The sequence below is a fragment of the Mesorhizobium sp. P3_B5 genome (assembly GCF_056402815.1).
Map to the genome: position 1 here is coordinate 34,489 of NZ_JBFUGR010000005.1, position 16,744 is coordinate 51,232.

Here is a 16,744-nt window from a genome sequence, read left to right on the forward strand (position 1 = left end):
TCAATGTCTCCGTGATCTGAAATAGCAGTGTCAGGATTTGCCGGCTTGCGCCAGCATGTCGCGTGTGCGGTGTGACTGGACCAGCCAGTTATACACCGCGCCGCCCGCCATCAGCACCGATGTGCCGAGAAACACCGCCCGCATGCCGAAATGACCGCCGACGAAGCCGCCAAGCAGCGGCCCGGCAACCTGGCCGACATACTGTGCCGAGATCGACAAGCCGAGCACATTGCCGCCGACACCGTCCGGAACATTGTGGCGGATGACGCTGGTGATGCAGGGCAGGAGGCCGCCGAGCGCCAGGCCCATCAGGAAACGCAAGGCCACCAGCTGCCAGCCTTCGGTGACGAAAGCCTGCGGGATGAGCAGCAGCGCCGAGACAGCAAGGGCGCCGACGATGACGTTCCAGTGGCCGATGCGGTCGGCGAGCTTGCCGAGCCGCGAGGCCGACAGGATGGCGCCGAGTGCGGCCGCCGACATGACGACGCCGGAGATCAACGTGACCCGGCTCTGATCCTCGATGAGCTGCTGCACATAGACGGTGATGATCGGCTCGATCGACATGGTGGCGAAACTCAACAGCATGCCAGTCGCCAGCATGGCGACGACGGGGCGCTTGTCGGGAATCTGCGCCCAGCCACCTCTGGGTTTCTCCTTTGACCTGGTGTCTGTCGCGACCGGGCGAGGGTTCTCCTTGATGAGAAAGGTCGTCGCCAGGAAGGCCAGGAAAATGACGCCGCCAGAGATGAGGAAGGTGGTGCGGATGCCGATCAATGGCGGCAGCACGCCGCCGAGCAGGGGGCCGACCAAGGCGCCGGCGGTGATGCCGGCCGACATCACGCCGAGCGCCCAGCCGGAGCGCTCCTTGGGGGTCTGCATGGCGACAAGGATGGTCGAACCTGAGGAATAGCCGCCGGCAAATCCGATCAGCAGGCGCAGCAGCACAAGTTGCCAGACAGTCTGCACCATGCCGGTCAGCGACATGCAGATGGCCATGCCGAAGCTGGCGCGCACCAGCATCAGCTTGCGGCCATAGCGGTCACCCAGCCGTCCCCACAGCGGCGCGACCAGTGCCGCGGCAAAGAAGGTCGCGCCATAGGCGATGCCGGACCATTGCACGATTGCCGCGTGGCCCTCGGCTCCGAGCTGCTCGACATAGAGCGGCAGGAACGGCAGCAGCAGCGTCATCGCAATCAGCGTGCTGAACGAGCCGGCAACGCAGACGAACAGATTGCGCCGCCAATGGGCGTTGTATGTGCCTGCGCTGTCTTGCGGCATGTCTTTGTCCTGTTCCGGCAGCCGATGGCTTGCTGCGGATACCATTTTGGGATACCAAGCTGGTATCCGTCATGGACGCAAGTCCGGCTGCTGTCAATGCGGCCTCCTCAGACGGCCGGCCGATTGGTCCAGTCACAAGAACAGCGGAACGAAAATGTCGCAGATGCAAAGTGTCGAAAAACAGCTTCGCGAGATGATCCTCGGCCTCGAGATCGGTCCGGGCGAGCGGCTGACCGAGCGTTGGATAGAAAGCCGCTTCGGCGCGTCGCGCACGCCGGTCAGGGCGGCACTGCTGCGGCTGGAGACGGAGGGGCTGATCTGCCGCGACGGGCGCGGCTGGACGGTGTCGCCGATCAACCTTGCCGAGCTCGAGCAGATCGCCGTCTACCGCGAGGCGGTCGAGGTCGGGGCGCTGCGCCTGACCTGCGCCCTTGAGGACAGGAGCGCCGTCGACGTCATCGAAGCGATGCTCGACTCCTGCGATGCCGGCACCCCGCGCGAGGAATGGCACCGCGTCGGCATGGATTTCCACATCGAGCTGGCGCGTCTGTCCGGCAACGAGTTTCTGTTCAGGGCGGTGCGCGATGCGATGACGCGTCTGTCGCGCGCCCGCTGGCTTGAGGTCCGCGACGAGGCAGCCCTTGGCCGTGCCTGGGCTGAGCACCACGCCATTCTGGCGGCGGTGCGGGCCGGCGATGCCGACGCGGCGGCAGGCCTGCTTTCAGCCCACATCGTCGGCAGCCGCGACCGGCTGGTGACGTCGCTGCACAATGACCGGCGCGGCCTGCGCGCCAGGGGGTTTGCCGTCGTCGCCGCCTGACGCACGTCATCACGAAAAAGGCAGAACGGGCGGTGCAATCACTTTCGGCCTCGCTTCGCGAACGCCGATGGCGTAAGAGCGGCCATGGAAAACAACCGATTTGAAACACCCGTGACCGTCAAGTCGGTCGCGGAGGGAAGCACTCAGCTCTTGCGTACGGCGCGCGAGGCTTCCGATTATCTGCTCAACAGCTGGCCAGGCAAGCGCAGCATGAAGCACCGCGAAGCGCTGCAGGCCTGTCATGACGCGCTGGCCGGCGACAAGCCGGCGATGAACGCAAGGCGCGCCTTCATCGCCGCCGCGCGCGAAGTGAACGTCTTCGTCAGCGACAAAATGCCGGCCTGATCACGGCGAATCCAAAGCATAACCGGGTGGCGTAACCCGACCCGCCGCGCGGGTCGGCTGCCGTTCTATTCTGCCGTTTCGGTCTCGGTTTCAGCGTTGGTCTCGTTCTCGGGCGTCGAACGATCCTTGGCCGCGACCTTGGCCGCCAGCTTCTCCGCCTTCTTGGCAGCCTTCTGCCGGTCAMGCTCCTTGCGTTCCTGCCCGTAGTTCGGTGGTCGTGCCATGTCGTATCCTTTCTCTAGACTTGCCCCTGCCTAGGAGCATTGGGCTGCAAACACAACACCGCAGGGGACGATCGGCACCCATAGATGCCCTGCGGTGAGCTTCCGAGTGGTTCCGGGCTTGCAAGATAGGCGGCACAATGGTGTAGGAAAGACTTGAGGCGCCGAAATGCTGGGGCCGCCAGTCTGTTTTGATCAAGTGACCGATGGCCACAGTCCTACGCAACTCAGTCAAGGTGTTCTACTACGCACGCAACGTCGTGCGCGATCTGGCGCCGCAGGCATTGTTCCGCAGCAGGCTGGCCGGTCGGCTTCGCCAGGCAAGCCTTTCCGACGCGGCGGTGCGCGAACGGCTGGATTACTACAACAAGCTGCAGCACGCCTTCGTGCCGAGCCCGAATGCCGTGCCTGTCCGCCGATTGCCGTTCAGGCCGAGCATGTATTATTACGACCTGAAGGAATTCGCCCGCTATTTCGATCCGGGCCTGCTGATCGATCTGGAGTTCGGCGACGTCATTGACGTGCCAAAAGTGCCTTCGATCGTCAAGGATCGGCCAATCCAGGACGACAACAGCAATGCCGTGCTGATGAAGCTCGACAAGTTTCGACATTTCAACATGCCCGCAGACACCATGCGTTTCGCGGACAAGCGTCCGGCCGTGGTCTGGCGCGGCGAACTCAACAATCCGATCCGGACGGTGTTCCTGAAGGCGGTGCGCGATCTGCCGTTCTGCGACGTCGGCTCACCCAAGTCGACCGCAGCGGCGTACCGCAAGCCGTATCTCAGCATCGACCAGCAGCGGCACTACCGCTACATCGTTTCGCTCGAAGGCAATGATGTGGCGACCAACCTCAAATGGATCATGAGTTCGAATTCGCTGTGCCTGATGCCGCCGCCGACATACGAGACCTGGTTCGCCGAAAAGCAGATAGAAGCTGATATCCACTATGTGCCGCTCGCCCCGGATTTCTCCGATCTTGCCGAAAAAATGCGGTATTTCGAGCAGCATCCGGCGGAGGCCGAACGCATCATTGCCGCCGCCAACGCCTATTGCCGAAAGTTTTGCAACGAGCAGACCGAGCAGGCGATCTCGCTGCTCGTGCTCTACAAATATTTCGTGCTCAGTGGCCAGGTCGAGCCCGACGCCGAGGTCTGGCGCTATATCTCGGGCTAGCGCCGGCGCTTCTAGGTCGCTCAGACACCGCTCCGGTCGATGACCAGATCGGCCGGACCGAAGCGGTCCTTTGCCGTGAGCTGCTGGTGCCAGTAGGGATAGAGCAAGGGCGGCCTGCTGACGGCGTCAAGCCGGGCGCGCTCGTCCTCGGCAAGCACCAGGCTTGCAGCGGCAATGTTGTCCTTGAAGTGCGCTTCGGTGCGCCCACCAATCACCAGCGAACTGACCGCGGGGCGGCCGAGCAGCCAGGCCAGCGCCACCTGCGCCGCCGAAACGCCACGGCTCTTGCCGATCTCGACCAGCACGTCGACGATCCGCCACAGCCGGTCCTCATCACGGATCGGCGGCTCCGACCAGCCGCTGAGCTGGCGGGCCGTAGGGCTGTCGCGATTGTACTTGCCCGACAGCAATCCGCCGGCAAGCGGGCTCCATACCAGCACGCCAAGCCCCTGATCGACCGAGATTGGCAGAAGTTCGTATTCGGCTTCGCGCGCTTCCAGCGTGTAGTGGATCTGCTGGGTGACGAAACGCGGCTGATGACTTCTGTCGCTGATCCCCAACGCCTTCATCACGTGCCAGCCGGAATAATTGGAGCAGCCGACATAGCGGACTTTGCCCTGCGCCACCAAAGTGTCGAGCGCGGCGATGGTTTCCTCGAGCGGCGTCACGCCGTCCCATTCGTGCAGGAAATAGATGTCGATGACATCGGTCCTGAGGCGCTTCAGGCTCTTCTCGCACTCGCGGATCAGGTGGTAGCGCGACAGGCCTTCGTCGTTCGGACCCTTGCCGATCCGCATGCGCGCCTTGGAGGCGATCAGCACATCGCCCTTGCGCTTGCCGCCGAGCGCTTCGCCGATGATCTCTTCCGAAAGCCCGTTCGAATAGACATTGGCGGTGTCGATGAGATTGATGCCGGCATCGATGCAGGTGTCGATGATACGCCTGGCTTCCGCGACGTCGGAATTACCGACGGCGGCGAACGGCCCGGTGCCGCCGAAGGTCATGGTGCCCAGCGTCAGCGTCGAAACTTTCAGGCCGGAACGGCCAAGCGTGCGGTATTCCATGTCAAATCCTCGCAATTTCGGTGGGGAGGGCAGGGGAGCCCGAACGGGTTCGGCATTTGTAGGACAATATGAGTGGCTTGTCGCCATGCCACGGCGACGGATCGACCATGCCTCGCGGATTTGCGGCGTCCGGTGGCTGCAATAAAACCGTCACTACCGGCCTATATCAAGTCGGCTCAGGGTTTCATGTCAGCCGGCAAGCGGAGCAGCGCAAATGACCGAGTTAAAACAGAATTCTCCAGCCAGGGATTGGCTTGAAGCGGAGCTGGCCGACACGCTCGACGAAGACTACGAACTGGAAATGTCGGAGCCGGCGCTGTCGATGGAGATTGCCAAGATCTACAAGAACGCGCATCCGCCTTCGATCGATCGCATGCAGTATTTTCGTGACCTCATCACCCTGCAGTCCGAGTTGATCAAGCTGCAGTCCTGGGTCGCCTATCACAAGAAGAAGCTGGTGGTCCTTTTCGAGGGCCGCGACTCGGCCGGCAAGGGCGGCGTCATCAAGCGCATCACCCAGCGGCTCAATCCGCGCATCTGCCGCGTCGTGGCACTGCCAGCGCCGACCGAGCGCGAGAAGTCGCAATGGTACTTTCAGCGCTACGTGCCGCATCTGCCGGCCGGTGGCGAGATCGTGCTGCTCGACCGCTCCTGGTACAACCGCTCGGGCGTCGAGCGGGTGATGGGTTTTGCCGAACCCGAACAGGTCGAGGAATTCTTCCGCGACGTGCCGGAGTTCGAGCGCATGCTGGTCCGCTCCGGCATCACGCTGGTCAAATACTGGTTCTCCATCACCGATGAGGAACAGCAGATGCGCTTCCTGATGCGCATCCACGATCCGATGAAGCAGTGGAAGCTGTCACCGATGGACCTGCAGTCGCGCGTGCGCTGGGAGCAGTACACCAAGGCCAAGGAAGAGACCTTCGCCCGCACCAACATTCCCGAAGCGCCGTGGTTCATCGTCGAAGGCAACGACAAGAAGCGCGCGCGGCTGAACTGCATCGATCATCTGCTCAAGCAGATGCCTTATGAGGAAGTGCCACACGAGGAGATCACGCTGCCCGAGCGCGTCTTCAACCCCGAATATGAGCGCCAGACGCTACCACGCGAGCTTTACGTGCCGGAGAAATATTGAGGGGTTCTTCCTTCTCCCCGTCTAGTGACGGGGAGAAATAGCTGTAATTACGCCCGCTTGATCACCACATGCGTCGCGAGCGGCGTAGCGGTCTGCTCGCTGCACTGGTAGCCTAGCTTGGGCATGTCGAGGCCGGCAAACAGGTTCTCGCCTGTACCGAGCAGCACTGGCGTGATCGCCAGATGCATTTCGTCGATCAGTTTCTCCTGGAGATATTGTCGGATGGTGGCGACGCCGCCACCGACGCGAACATCCTTGCCGCCCGCCGCCGCTTTCGCCTGTTCAAGCGCGGCATGGATACCATCGGTGACGAAGTGGAAGGTTGTGCCGCCCTCCATCACAATAGAGGCGCGCGGATGATGGGTCAGCACGAAGGTCGGCACGTGGTAGGGCGGATTGGTGCCCCACCAGCCTTTCCAGCTGTCGTCCGGCCAGTCGCCGCGGATCGGCCCGAACATGTTGCGGCCGAGGATCCAGGCGCCGAGATTGTCGAAGCTGCGGACGGTGAAGCGGTCGTCCACATCGGTGGTGCCGCCATCCTTGCCGACCATTTGGTGGAAGCTGCGGGTGCTTGTCATCCATTTGTGCAGCTCCTCGCCACCAACGCCGAGCGGATTTTGCAGGGTCTGGTCTGGACCGGCGCCGTAGCCGTCGAGCGACAGGGTGAATGCATTGACGCGAAGCTTTGACATGAGTGCCTCCGAGATAACCGATTGTGATTTGCAATTGCCTTCTTTGTAGCAAACTGATTGCGAATTGCAAGCGGTTAGTCGAGAGGCCGGTGACGTCAGCTACGCCGCGGCACGCTTCGGCATCACCGCAAACGGGCTGAGGCCAAGCCAGGTCTGCATTTTGGCGGCGATATCGAGGTCTCCGGTCAGGCTGATCTTGTCGCGTTCCTTGTGCACTGTCGTCAGCCCCATCCAGATCGAGGTCATGGTGCACAGGTCGGTCGACACGTAGAGATCGACGTCAAATCCCGGATCGTACCAGCACAGATCGACATCACCCTGCTTCTCGACGATCAGCCACCAGGACCGCTTTGTCGCCGGCAGGTCATGGTACAGGAACTGTATCACGGTGCGTCCGTCGGGCAGCGGACTGGGGTTCAGATTGCGGCGCATGTCCCACATCAGCAGTGACGGATCGAGGTTCTTCAGCGAGAGCCGGGCCTCGACCCATTTCTGGCCCCAGAAGCCCATCGCTTCGACCACCGGGCGCAAATCTCTGCCGGCCTCGGTCAGCCGGTATTCGAACACGCCCTTCTCGGATTTGACCTCCGTGCGCTCGACAATGCCGCCGGCTTCAAGGTCCTTCAGCCGTTGCGACAGAAGGGTTGGCGACATTTTCGGAACACCGCGGCGCAGATCGTTGAAGCGGGTCGATCCCGCCACCAGTTCGCGCAGCAGCACCATGGTCCAGCGTGTGCAGAGCAGTTCGGCGGCCATCGAAAGCGGGCAGAACTGTTTGTATCCGGCTTGGGTCATGTGGTGATCTCCAACAGAAGATGACCGACATTACCCAAAAGCCGATCATGGGGCCAGTACAGAACCTGTACTGGGCCCCCTGGTACAGTTCGGTGACTGGAGGGATGCGTCATCGCCGTGGGAAGCAGCGGTCACGTCACCGGGCAGTCCGGTGCCGATCAATGAGGAGTTTGAAAGACAATGACCGCTTATGTGATCGCAGACATCAAGGTGAAGGACGACAAGTGGGTGCCGGCATATGCCGCTTCGGTGCACGATCTCGTGCACAAGCATGGCGGCCGATATCTGGCGCGCAGCGGCAATGTGAAGACGCTTGAGGGCAAGCCGCTGGACACTAGCCTCATCGCCATCATGGCGTTTCCCTCGGCTCAGGCCGCCGAGGCCTTCACCACCGATCCGCAATACGCTCCGTTCGTGGCAGCGCGTCAGGCCGGCAGCGACAGCCGCTTCCAGATGATCGACAATACCGATCTGGCCGGAACGATACCTTATTTGCCCAAGGCGTAAGGAGCAGCCGGAACCCGGCGTTTCCGGGTTCCGGCTACCTCTTCAGAGTCTCTATCCCTGTCGAGCAAAAACTATTCCATCGACAGGATGAGGTTGCGCACGACCGGATAGATTTCGCGCTCCCAGCGCTTGCCGTTGAAGACGCCGTAGTGGCCGACATTGGCCTGCAAATGGTGGCGCTTCAGATGCGGGCGCAGCGAGCGGCACAATTCATGGGCGGCCGAGGTCTGGCCAAGGGCGCAAATGTCGTCGCGCCCGCCCTCGACCGTGAGCAGCGCCGTGTTGCGGATTGCGCCCGGATCGACCGGGCTGCCACGGAACGTGAACGTGCCGGTGGCGAGCTCCGCCTTCTGGAACACCCGGTCGATGGTTTCGAGATAGAACTCTTCGGTCAGGTCGAGCACCGCCAGATACTCGTCGTAGAAGGTTTTTATCTTCTCGGCCTCGGCGGTCTCGCCGGCGGCCAGATGGTCGTGGAGTTTCTGGTGGGCCTTGTTGTGGCGGTCCATGTTCATGGCCATGAAAGCGGCAAGCTGGAGAAAGCCCGGATAGACCCGGCGTCCGCCGCCGGCGTGGCGCCACGGCACGCGCGAGATGACGGAGCTTTGGAACCAGGCCAGCGACTTGCTGACGGCGAATTCGTTGACCTTGGTTGGGCTCTCGCGCGGATCGATCGGCCCCGCCATCAGCGTCATCGAGCGCGGCGTCGCCGGGTGCCGGTCCTCGGACATGACGGCAACGGCGGCAAGCGCCTGGACGCAGGGCTGGCAGACCGCCAGTATGTGCGTGCCCGGGCCGATCGCCTCCAGGAAGCGGATGATGTAGTCGACATAGTCGTCCACGCCGAAACGGCCGGCCGCAAGCGGGACGTCGCGGGCATTGGCCCAGTCGGTGATGTAGACCTCGTGGTCGGCCAGCAGCGTCTCCACCGTGCCGCGCAACAAGGTCGAGAAGTGGCCCGACAAAGGGGCGATCACCATCACCTTGGGCTGGCGCGTATCCATGTCCTTGGCGAAGCGCTGAAGCGTGCCGAACGGCAGCTCGAGCGCCGTCTCGACGGTAACCGGCACGTTGCGATTGCCGACCTTGACCGATTTGATATCGAAATCGGGCCGCGCATGGGTGAGCTTGAAGCGGCCGATCATCTCCAGCCCGGCGGCCAGGCGCTGTTTGACGCTGTCGCCTGAAACCATGCTGCTCATCGCCGAGCGCATGAGATCGGCGAAAAAACGCGACGGGGCGATGAGGTCGTCCTGAACCTGGTAGGCCTGGTACAGCATCGAGATGCATCCCGTTCCGAAGCGGCCATGTGGCAGTGCAAAATAATCTAGTGCAAAATTTTGTGCATTGCGAGAGGATTGCTGCCGGCAAAGGGCTCGGAGGGCCAATGGCATGGCAAAGGCGACATTGACGATCTCGTCGAAAAACTATTCGTCCTGGTCGCTGCGTGGCTGGTTGCTCTGCCGCATGGCCGGGCTGGAGTTCGAGGAGAAGCGCATCGATATCGATGACCCCGAGCAGCGCCAGGAATTGCTGCTCCTGTCGCCATCGGTGCTGGTGCCGCGGCTGACCCATGACGGGGTGACGGTGTGGGACACGCTGGCGATCGCCGAATATCTGGCCGAGACCATGCCGGGTGCCGGCCTGCTGCCGGCCGACCGCGTGGCGCGCGCGCATTGCCGCGCGGTATCCGGCGAGATGCATTCAGGCTTTCACAATTTGCGCTCGGCGCTGCCCATGAGCCTGAAAGCCCGGCACAAGAGCTTCAAGATCTTTTCCGGCGCGCGGCCAGATGTGGAGCGGATCAAGACGATCTGGTCCGAATGCCTGGCGACTTATGGCGGTCCCTGGCTGTTCGGTTCCTCGCCGACCGTTGCCGACGCCATGTATGCGCCAGTCTGCACCCGTTTTCGCACCTACGCGGTTGAGCTCGAAGCACCGCTCGCCACCTATTGCGAGGCGATCCTCGCCTGGCCGCTGATGCAGGAATGGACGCAGGACGCGCTTGCCGAGCCCGAGGACATCATCGAACTCGACGTGGAGTTTTGAGAACGCTGGAGCAGGGCGGCCGCGGCGGCCACCCTATCCCTTCAGAATCGCCGCCACCTCTGGCGCAAAGTAGGTAAGAATGCCGTCGCAGCCGGCGCGCTTGAAGGCGAGCAGCGATTCCAGCATCGCTTTTTCGCCGTCGATCCAACCATTGGCGGCCGCCGCCTTGATCATCGAATACTCGCCCGACACCTGATAGGCGAAGGTCGGCATCTGGAACTCGTCCTTCAGCCTGCGGATGATGTCGAGATAGGGCAGGCCGGGCTTGACCATCAGCATGTCGGCGCCCTCGGCGATGTCCTGCTCGGCCTCGCGCACCGCCTCGTCGGAGTTGGCATGGTCGATATAGTAGGTCTTCTTGTCGCCCTTGAGCAGGCCGGCCGTGCCGACCGCCTCGCGATAGGGGCCGTAGAAGGCCGAGGCGAATTTCGTTGCATAGGACATGATCGCCACATCCTGAAAACCATTGGCGTCGAGCGCGTCGCGGATGGCGCCGATGCGGCCGTCCATCATGTCCGACGGCGCGATGATGTCGGCGCCCGCCGCCGCCTGGATGACGGCCGCCGCCGTCACCTGTTCCACCGTCTCGTCATTGACGATGATGCCGTCGCGCAAGATGCCGTCATGGCCATGCGAGGTGAACGGATCGAGCGCGGCGTCGGTGATGATGCCGATCTCCGGCACTGCGTGCTTGATGGCGCGCGTGGTGCGGTTGATGATGTTTTCCGGGTCGAGAATGTGCGAGCCGGTCTGATCGCGTAAGGCCAGTTCGACATTGGGGAAGGTGGCGATGGCCGGAATGCCGAGCTTGGCCGCACGCTCGGCCTCTTTCACCGCAAGGTCGATCGACAGGCGGAAGACGCCCGGCATGGCGGCGATCGGTTCGCGGATATTCTTGCCGTCGACGACGAAGATCGGCCAGATCAGATCGTCGACCGAAAGCCGGTTCTCCTGGACGAGGCGGCGCGACCAGTCGGCCTTGCGCATGCGGCGCAGACGGCGGCTGCCGGTGATCTCGTCGACGCTGCGTGCGCCGGCAGCTCTTGCAGGGGTGAATTTGTTCATCGCCAAAACTCTCGCTCGGCGGCTTTTACCACGAGCCCCTGCCGCTGACCAATGCGACACGTGTGCCAGGGATGCGGGTGCGCTCTGAGGCAAAGGCAGGTTGAGATTCAGGTCAGGCCGAGTCGAAAATGGTGGGTTCCGAGAACCGGAGCGGAGCGTACTTTTGGGTACGTGAGCACCGGAAGCGCAGGAAGTCGCCATTTGCAGGCCGGCATCACCTGAATATCAGCCTGACTTAGGCTGACCGTTGCCGCTCAGAACCTGAGCCGCGCCCCGCATCGCAACACGGAACGCCTCATCAAAGCTGACGCCGCGCACCTGCCACGTGTAGGTCTTGCCGCCCATGGCCAGCCGCCAGTTGGCGATCCAGCCCAGATCCTTGTCGCTCCAGACGATGCTGCCGGCGAGCGCCTGGTCGGCGCCGGCTTTCTTGGCCAACTGGTCCAGCATCGCCAAATCGGCATTGCGCAGCGTCTTGTCGTCGAGACCGCCACCGGACAGCAGCGATGCCGTGGGAAAGGCGATCCGCATCACCAGCGGGCCGGTGGCGTTGACGAAGGATTCGCGCATCGCTTGGCCGTGCTCGTCATCCGCGGTCAGCGCGAAATGCCTTTTGCCTTGCTCGGTCGTCAAAAACACCGCCAGGCGCGGCCGTTCGCCAAGCCAAGGCTTGCTGCCGAGCGTGGCAAGCACCGGGTCGATTGCGGCCGGCTTGTAGAGGCAGGTGAGGTCGTGCGGCCGGTCGTGCGTGCCTTGTTCGTCATGGACCGGAATGCCTTCCAGCCGGTCGTGATAGCGGAACTCGGCGACGAAACTGCCGGCCTTGTCGCGCAGATCAGCCATTTCCGGCCTGTTCGGCAGGCGCTGGTCGCCGGAAACCCGCACCAGAACCGAGTCCAGGCAGGCCTTGAAGCCGATCTGGCGGTTCACCTCGCCCTGGCCGGTGACGATGGTCTGCGCCTGGTAGAGTTCGTCGAGTGACGTGGCGGACACAGGCCGAACTGTTGCGTAAACGGCCATCAGTCCGATCATCACCAGCGAGAGGCGCGAATGTCCAGGCATGGCTCACAATCCCCCGAAGACGGTCATAGCCGCTGAAAGACAGTACGCCCCGGCTGCGACGGCGGCGGACTTTCTAACATCGGGCGGTGGCGGTGGCCAAGGTGGGGTGAATACACTCGCGCCATTGACGCACCCATGCGCCACGCTTTAGCACTTCAGTCCCGCAGGCGCGGGGAGGGATTCTTTCACGATGGATTTTGGCGGAGGCGACGAAATTCGCTTCGAACGGTTGGGCAAGGCTGGCGTCGTCACGTTGACGCGGCCGCAGGCGCTCAATGCGCTGACGCATCGCATGATCAAGGCGCTGGACAAGGCGCTCGACGCCTTTGAGCGCGATGACGGCGTCGATGTCGTCGTCGTCAAGGCCGAGGGCAGGGCGTTTTCGGCAGGCGGCGACATAATGCACGTCTACGAGGCCCGGGCGGGAAAGCCGCCGGTCGAGTTCTTCGCCGACGAATACCGCCTGAACGCCCGCATCAAGCGGTTCAAAAAACCCTATGTCGCGCTGATCGACGGCATCGTCATGGGCGGCGGCGTCGGCATTTCCTTCCACGGCTCGCAGCGTGTGCTGACCGAGAACGCCCAGTTCGCCATGCCGGAAGTCGGCATCGGTTTCTTCCCCGATGTCGGCGGCAGCCATCTGCTGCCGGATCTCGGCGGCAGCTTCGGCATGTATCTGGCGCTGACCGGAAACCGCATCCGCTATGGCGACGCGCTGTGGTCGGGCCTCGCCACGCACACCATCAAGGCAGAGGACCAGGCCGGCTTTCTCGACCGGCTGGCGGCGACTGGCGATCCGGAATCGGTGCTGCGCGGGTTTTTCATCTCGGCTAGGCGCGAGACCGACAGGCCGACGCTGGCGGCAATCGCCCAGCATTTTGCGCAAGCCTCGCTCAGGGATATCATCGACAGCCTGGAGCGGGCGGCAGCAGCCGACGAATTCGCCGCCAAGACACTGGCGACCATCCGCACCCGMTCGCCGACCAGCCTGCATGTCGCCTGGCGCCAGATCAGCGCCGGCCTGACATTGTCGATGGACGAATGCATGAAGATGGAGTTCCGCATCCTCAACCGCATGCTGTCAGGCCGCGATTTCTATGAAGGCATCCGCGCCGTCATCATCGACAAGGGCTCGAAGCCACACTGGCAGCCGGCCAGCATCGATGCGGTCGGCACTGCCGACATCGATGCCTATTTCGCTCCACTCGAACGGGAGCTCGAACTGTGAGCGAGGCCGCCTCGAGACGCATCGTGCTGCAGCCCTCCGGCGTCGAGATCATCTTCGCCTGGTTCCAGCGCGTCATAGCGGGCTACTGCCTGCTGTTCGGCATTCTCTACTGGATCCGGCTGATCGGCTTCTATCCCGGCCCGCTGTGGCGCTTCGATCTGATGCCGGTGCACTGGCAGGTGGCGGCCGTGGTGCTCGCCGTGTTCTTTCCCTTCGCCGCCGCCGGCCTGTGGATGCTGGCGTCGTGGGGCCCCGTGATCTGGTTCATCTGCGCGATCACCGAGACCATCATGTATGCCGGTTTCCCTGATCTTTTCGGCCACCGGCCGCTGATCATCTTTTCCCACGTGGCGGCGGCGCTGCTCTATATCGTCTTCCGCGTCGTAATCTGGATGCGCAAACGCCCGACGCGAGCGTGAGCCCTGGTTGGCTCGAAATCATTGGCTAAATCTTTAGGTTAATTATTCTTGCTCGGGTGACCGTTCGTTAAGCGTCTTGCGAAACCTATTACCGGTAAGCTCTTGTTAGCCCTAGCGTTTAAGTCGAATTTTATGAGTATTCGATAGTGTCGCGATCAAGGTGAAAAACAAAAAATCACCAGGGCGACAAACGAGAGGCAAAGACAATGATCAATTCGCGTCCGGCGGCGAAGACCGCCAACGTATCCGACGACCGCCGCGAGGCGATCCGTTCGCTGTACATGGAATCGCTGCAGCTGGTGGAGCGTCTGCACCGCCGTCTGCTTGACGTGATCAAGGACGAATTCGACCGCAACGGCCGCTCCGACATCAATGCCATCCAGGCGCTGCTTTTGTTCAACATCGGCAATTCCGAGCTGACCGCCGGCGAACTGCGCTCGCGTGGCTATTATCTCGGCTCGAACGTCTCCTACAATCTGAAGAAGCTGGTCGATCTTGGCTTCATCAACCACCAGCGCTCGCGCATCGACCGTCGTTCGGTCCGCGTTTCGCTGACGCCGAAAGGCAATGAGGTGGCAGATGTCGTTGCCGGTCTCTATGAGCGCCATGTTGGTTCGATCGAACAGGTCGGCGGCATCAACAGCGAAGAGTTCAAGCAGATGAACCGCGCGCTGCAGCGGCTCGATCGCTTCTGGAACGACACCATCGCCTACCGGATGTAAGGCATCCCAGGCAGCAAGATTCGAGCCGCGCCAGAAAGAAGCGCGGCCGGGGCAGAAGGAAATCAAGGACCGGCGCCGGGGGGCACCGGTCCTTTTTTCTTTGGTGGCGCAGAAACCTTGCCCAAAGCTCAGCCGCCTCGTCGGCAGCCTCCTTGGCAGGGTTGCGGCAACGGTGCTTAATTGTCGCCGCCTGGAGGGAGCGCATGATGGACCTGGGGAACCGCTCGACGATTTGCTCGCTTGCCGCGGTGTTTTTGCTGGCCGCGCAACCGGCGTTTGCGGAGGAGTGGTGGAAGGATTCCTTTGCCGCGCAAGGCAGCGCCCCATGCGACAACAATGACTCCATCGTGACGTTCACCGACAAGGCGGTGGAGATGTGGGAAGTCCGCTGCACATTGATCAAAGTCCAGAAGATCAACCGCCTGGACGCGATCATTCTGGACATGAGCTGCACGGACGGCGAGGGTAGCCCGGACAAGAGACGGGAGATGCTGCTCAAATTGGACAACAAGGTCCTGCGCTATCCCCAAAATGAGGTGTTACAGCGATGCTCGGAATTGAAGGCGCCGCCGGGTCAGGAGCCGAAGGGTTGAGACTTCGCGCTGAGCGATGACGGTGCCGAAAAGCACCGATCTCGGCTTTTCGCCGCTCCGGCCAATCCAAATTCGGGCAGCAGCCACGTTGCCGCCATATTCCCGGTGAAAGCGAGGATACGGGTGATGCTGCGGTGAAGGCCAAGATTTCACAAGGCAGAGTGCTCATCCGGAACTGGCATCGCACCCGTGCGTTTCACGCCCAAGTGATGCAAGCCATGGTTGGCTAATTGTTAAGATTGCCAATCTTAGAGTGCGGGCGAGATCGCCCGGTGATCCGATTGCTGCAAGAATGTCTGGAACGTCCATGAGAACCAGCCGCCGTTTCTTCCTTTCCGGAGCCTCCGCGCTCGCCGTCGCAATGGTTGCGAACAGCGCCAATGCGCAGGATGTGATCGGGGATATCCTGAAATCCTCGGCCCGCGGCAATTGGGACGACCAGTTCGATGCCCGCGCCTCAGAAGGTGGTAAGGTAGCCTCGACGCTGCCGATCTTCAGCCTGCAGACCGTTGCCTTCACCGAGCAGGCCGTCGCGCAGTATCAGAACATCGTCGCCCAAGGCGGCTGGGTCGAGGTTCCCGCGACCAAGAAGCTGCAGCTTGGCGTCGATGATCCCGACGTGGTGCCGCTGCGCAAGCGGCTGATGATGTCGGGTGACCTGGCGCAGAGCGCCGGCATTTCGACGTCCTTCGATTCCTATGTCGACGCGGCCGTCAAGCGCTTCCAGGCGCGCCACGGCCTGCCTTCGGACGGCTCGATGGGCAAATACACTTACGCGGCGATGAATGTTTCGGCGCAAATCCGGCTTGGCCAGTTGCAGACCAATCTGCAGCGCCTGCGCGAAAAGGCCGGTACGCTGGGCAACCGCTACGTACTGGTCGACATTCCCGGCGCCCAGATCGAGGCGGTCGAGAACGATCGTGTCGTGCTGCGCCACACCGCCATCGTCGGCAAGATCGACCGCCAGACGCCGATCGTCAATTCCAAGATCAACGAGATCATCGTCAATCCTTACTGGAACGCTCCGGTCTCGATCGTGCGCAAGGACATCATTCCGCTGATGCGGAAGAACCCCGACTATCTCAAGGACAGCCATATCCGGCTGTTCGCGCCGGATGGCAGCGAAGTCGATCCGATGACGGTCGACTGGTCGACCGACGATGCAGAAAAGTACCGTTTCCGCCAGGATCCGGGGTCCGGCAACGCCATGGCCTCGGTCAAGATCAACTTCCCGAGCCCGGATGGCGTCTATATGCATGATACGCCGCAGCAGAGCCTGTTCGGCAAGATGATGCGGTTTGATTCCTCGGGCTGCGTGCGCGTGCAGAATGTGCGCGACCTCGTCACCTGGATCCTGCGCGACACGCCAGGCTGGGATCGCCAGCACTTCGAGGCGGCGATCAAAACCGGTGAGAACACGCCGGTGCAGGTCACCAATCCGGTACCGGTTCATTTTCTTTATGTCTCGGCCTGGTCGACGGGGCCAGGCGTCGTGCAGCTGCGCGATGACATTTACGGCCTCGACGGAGCCAGCGAATTGCAGATCACTTCCGCGCTCTAAGAAACTGATTTTA

19 protein-coding genes are annotated in these 16,744 nt (G+C 62.2%); 11 read left to right on the forward strand and 8 right to left on the reverse strand.

What is annotated here, in order from left to right; genetic code table 11:
- Window positions 1–30 precede the first annotated feature (30 nt).
- The gene (locus tag AC1DVW_RS14340) at window positions 31–1,278 is read right to left on the reverse strand and encodes a multidrug efflux MFS transporter (protein WP_477323859.1); all 1,248 of its coding nucleotides are present in this window, start codon (window positions 1,276–1,278) and stop codon (window positions 31–33) included.
- A 154-nt stretch (window positions 1,279–1,432) separates the two neighbouring features.
- Between AC1DVW_RS14340 and AC1DVW_RS14345 the strand changes: the two genes are divergently transcribed.
- Both AC1DVW_RS14345 and AC1DVW_RS14350 read left to right on the forward strand, forming a co-directional pair.
- Complete coding sequence (locus AC1DVW_RS14345; protein WP_477323861.1) at window positions 1,433–2,098, forward strand: GntR family transcriptional regulator; 666 nt, start codon at window positions 1,433–1,435, stop codon at window positions 2,096–2,098.
- A gap of 111 nt (window positions 2,099–2,209) precedes the next feature.
- Window positions 2,210–2,443: a DUF982 domain-containing protein gene (locus AC1DVW_RS14350; RefSeq protein WP_477242807.1), complete on the forward strand. Its 234-nt coding sequence runs from the start codon at window positions 2,210–2,212 to the stop codon at window positions 2,441–2,443.
- Window positions 2,444–2,508: 65 nt separating this feature from the next.
- Here the strand turns inward: AC1DVW_RS14350 and AC1DVW_RS14355 are convergent, their stop codons facing one another.
- A complete protein-coding gene (locus AC1DVW_RS14355) occupies window positions 2,509–2,667 on the reverse strand; it encodes a hypothetical protein (RefSeq protein WP_477323863.1) in 159 nt (52 codons plus the stop codon).
- Window positions 2,668–2,870: 203 nt separating this feature from the next.
- Between AC1DVW_RS14355 and AC1DVW_RS14360 the strand changes: the two genes are divergently transcribed.
- Window positions 2,871–3,839 (forward strand): glycosyl transferase family 90, encoded by a 969-nt coding sequence (locus AC1DVW_RS14360; protein WP_477323864.1) that lies wholly within the window; start codon window positions 2,871–2,873, stop codon window positions 3,837–3,839.
- A gap of 20 nt (window positions 3,840–3,859) precedes the next feature.
- Here AC1DVW_RS14360 and AC1DVW_RS14365 read toward each other — a convergent pair whose 3' ends face one another.
- Window positions 3,860–4,903 (reverse strand): aldo/keto reductase, encoded by a 1,044-nt coding sequence (locus tag AC1DVW_RS14365; RefSeq protein WP_477323866.1) that lies wholly within the window; start codon window positions 4,901–4,903, stop codon window positions 3,860–3,862.
- Between the two features lie 214 nt (window positions 4,904–5,117).
- On the opposite strand from AC1DVW_RS14365, the gene ppk2 reads away from it, so the two are divergent.
- Window positions 5,118–6,038, forward strand: coding sequence for a polyphosphate kinase 2 (ppk2, locus tag AC1DVW_RS14370; RefSeq protein ID WP_477323868.1), 921 nt, complete (start codon window positions 5,118–5,120; stop codon window positions 6,036–6,038).
- 47 nt (window positions 6,039–6,085) lie between these two features.
- Here the strand turns inward: ppk2 and AC1DVW_RS14375 are convergent, their stop codons facing one another.
- Window positions 6,086–6,730, reverse strand: coding sequence for a dihydrofolate reductase family protein (locus AC1DVW_RS14375; protein WP_477323870.1), 645 nt, complete (start codon window positions 6,728–6,730; stop codon window positions 6,086–6,088).
- A 99-nt stretch (window positions 6,731–6,829) separates the two neighbouring features.
- Complete coding sequence (locus AC1DVW_RS14380; RefSeq protein WP_477242813.1) at window positions 6,830–7,525, reverse strand: winged helix-turn-helix transcriptional regulator; 696 nt, start codon at window positions 7,523–7,525, stop codon at window positions 6,830–6,832.
- A 180-nt stretch (window positions 7,526–7,705) separates the two neighbouring features.
- On the opposite strand from AC1DVW_RS14380, the gene AC1DVW_RS14385 reads away from it, so the two are divergent.
- Window positions 7,706–8,032, forward strand: coding sequence for a DUF1330 domain-containing protein (locus tag AC1DVW_RS14385; protein WP_477242814.1), 327 nt, complete (start codon window positions 7,706–7,708; stop codon window positions 8,030–8,032).
- 71 nt (window positions 8,033–8,103) lie between these two features.
- On the opposite strand, the gene AC1DVW_RS14390 is transcribed toward AC1DVW_RS14385, so the two are convergent.
- Window positions 8,104–9,312: a polyhydroxyalkanoate depolymerase gene (locus tag AC1DVW_RS14390; RefSeq protein WP_477323872.1), complete on the reverse strand. Its 1,209-nt coding sequence runs from the start codon at window positions 9,310–9,312 to the stop codon at window positions 8,104–8,106.
- Between the two features lie 112 nt (window positions 9,313–9,424).
- Here AC1DVW_RS14390 and AC1DVW_RS14395 point away from each other — a divergent pair, with 112 nt between their 5' ends.
- The gene (locus AC1DVW_RS14395; RefSeq protein WP_477323874.1) at window positions 9,425–10,081 is read left to right on the forward strand and encodes a glutathione S-transferase family protein; all 657 of its coding nucleotides are present in this window, start codon (window positions 9,425–9,427) and stop codon (window positions 10,079–10,081) included.
- Window positions 10,082–10,114: 33 nt separating this feature from the next.
- Here the strand turns inward: AC1DVW_RS14395 and hemB are convergent, their stop codons facing one another.
- Both hemB and AC1DVW_RS14405 read right to left on the reverse strand, forming a co-directional pair.
- A complete protein-coding gene (hemB, locus tag AC1DVW_RS14400; RefSeq protein ID WP_477323876.1) occupies window positions 10,115–11,146 on the reverse strand; it encodes a porphobilinogen synthase in 1,032 nt (343 codons plus the stop codon).
- Window positions 11,147–11,371: 225 nt separating this feature from the next.
- Entirely contained in the window at window positions 11,372–12,208 is an 837-nt protein-coding gene (locus AC1DVW_RS14405; protein ID WP_477323878.1) for a DUF2066 domain-containing protein, read from the reverse strand.
- Window positions 12,209–12,398: 190 nt separating this feature from the next.
- On the opposite strand from AC1DVW_RS14405, the gene AC1DVW_RS14410 reads away from it, so the two are divergent.
- From AC1DVW_RS14410 to AC1DVW_RS14430, 5 genes are all read left to right on the forward strand, one after another.
- Entirely contained in the window at window positions 12,399–13,436 is a 1,038-nt protein-coding gene (locus tag AC1DVW_RS14410) for a 3-hydroxyisobutyryl-CoA hydrolase (protein ID WP_477323880.1), read from the forward strand.
- A complete protein-coding gene (locus AC1DVW_RS14415) occupies window positions 13,433–13,855 on the forward strand; it encodes a DUF6163 family protein (protein ID WP_477242820.1) in 423 nt (140 codons plus the stop codon). Before AC1DVW_RS14410 ends, AC1DVW_RS14415 begins: the two co-directional genes overlap by 4 nt.
- Before the next feature lie 206 nt (window positions 13,856–14,061).
- The gene (gene ldtR, locus AC1DVW_RS14420) at window positions 14,062–14,577 is read left to right on the forward strand and encodes a transcriptional regulator LdtR (RefSeq protein ID WP_142869475.1); all 516 of its coding nucleotides are present in this window, start codon (window positions 14,062–14,064) and stop codon (window positions 14,575–14,577) included.
- 203 nt (window positions 14,578–14,780) lie between these two features.
- The gene (locus tag AC1DVW_RS14425) at window positions 14,781–15,170 is read left to right on the forward strand and encodes a hypothetical protein (protein ID WP_477242821.1); all 390 of its coding nucleotides are present in this window, start codon (window positions 14,781–14,783) and stop codon (window positions 15,168–15,170) included.
- A gap of 307 nt (window positions 15,171–15,477) precedes the next feature.
- Window positions 15,478–16,731, forward strand: coding sequence for a L,D-transpeptidase family protein (locus AC1DVW_RS14430; RefSeq protein WP_477242822.1), 1,254 nt, complete (start codon window positions 15,478–15,480; stop codon window positions 16,729–16,731).
- The last annotated feature ends 13 nt before the right edge of the window (window positions 16,732–16,744 follow it).

What these genes read in the sequence shown, in the direction of transcription:
- AC1DVW_RS14340 (WP_477323859.1), bottom strand. Translation starts at nt 1,278, where the DNA reads ATGCCGCAAGACAGCGCAGGCACATACAACGCCCATTGGCGGCGCAAT.
- AC1DVW_RS14345 (WP_477323861.1), top strand. Translation starts at nt 1,433, where the DNA reads ATGTCGCAGATGCAAAGTGTCGAAAAACAGCTTCGCGAGATGATCCTC.
- AC1DVW_RS14360 (WP_477323864.1), top strand. Translation starts at nt 2,871, where the DNA reads ATGGCCACAGTCCTACGCAACTCAGTCAAGGTGTTCTACTACGCACGC.
- AC1DVW_RS14365 (WP_477323866.1), bottom strand. Translation starts at nt 4,903, where the DNA reads ATGGAATACCGCACGCTTGGCCGTTCCGGCCTGAAAGTTTCGACGCTG.
- ppk2 (WP_477323868.1), top strand. Translation starts at nt 5,118, where the DNA reads ATGACCGAGTTAAAACAGAATTCTCCAGCCAGGGATTGGCTTGAAGCG.
- AC1DVW_RS14375 (WP_477323870.1), bottom strand. Translation starts at nt 6,730, where the DNA reads ATGTCAAAGCTTCGCGTCAATGCATTCACCCTGTCGCTCGACGGCTAC.
- AC1DVW_RS14380 (WP_477242813.1), bottom strand. Translation starts at nt 7,525, where the DNA reads ATGACCCAAGCCGGATACAAACAGTTCTGCCCGCTTTCGATGGCCGCC.
- AC1DVW_RS14385 (WP_477242814.1), top strand. Translation starts at nt 7,706, where the DNA reads ATGACCGCTTATGTGATCGCAGACATCAAGGTGAAGGACGACAAGTGG.
- AC1DVW_RS14390 (WP_477323872.1), bottom strand. Translation starts at nt 9,312, where the DNA reads ATGCTGTACCAGGCCTACCAGGTTCAGGACGACCTCATCGCCCCGTCG.
- AC1DVW_RS14395 (WP_477323874.1), top strand. Translation starts at nt 9,425, where the DNA reads ATGGCAAAGGCGACATTGACGATCTCGTCGAAAAACTATTCGTCCTGG.
- hemB (WP_477323876.1), bottom strand. Translation starts at nt 11,146, where the DNA reads ATGAACAAATTCACCCCTGCAAGAGCTGCCGGCGCACGCAGCGTCGAC.
- AC1DVW_RS14405 (WP_477323878.1), bottom strand. Translation starts at nt 12,208, where the DNA reads ATGCCTGGACATTCGCGCCTCTCGCTGGTGATGATCGGACTGATGGCC.
- ldtR (WP_142869475.1), top strand. Translation starts at nt 14,062, where the DNA reads ATGATCAATTCGCGTCCGGCGGCGAAGACCGCCAACGTATCCGACGAC.
- AC1DVW_RS14425 (WP_477242821.1), top strand. Translation starts at nt 14,781, where the DNA reads ATGATGGACCTGGGGAACCGCTCGACGATTTGCTCGCTTGCCGCGGTG.
- AC1DVW_RS14430 (WP_477242822.1), top strand. Translation starts at nt 15,478, where the DNA reads ATGAGAACCAGCCGCCGTTTCTTCCTTTCCGGAGCCTCCGCGCTCGCC.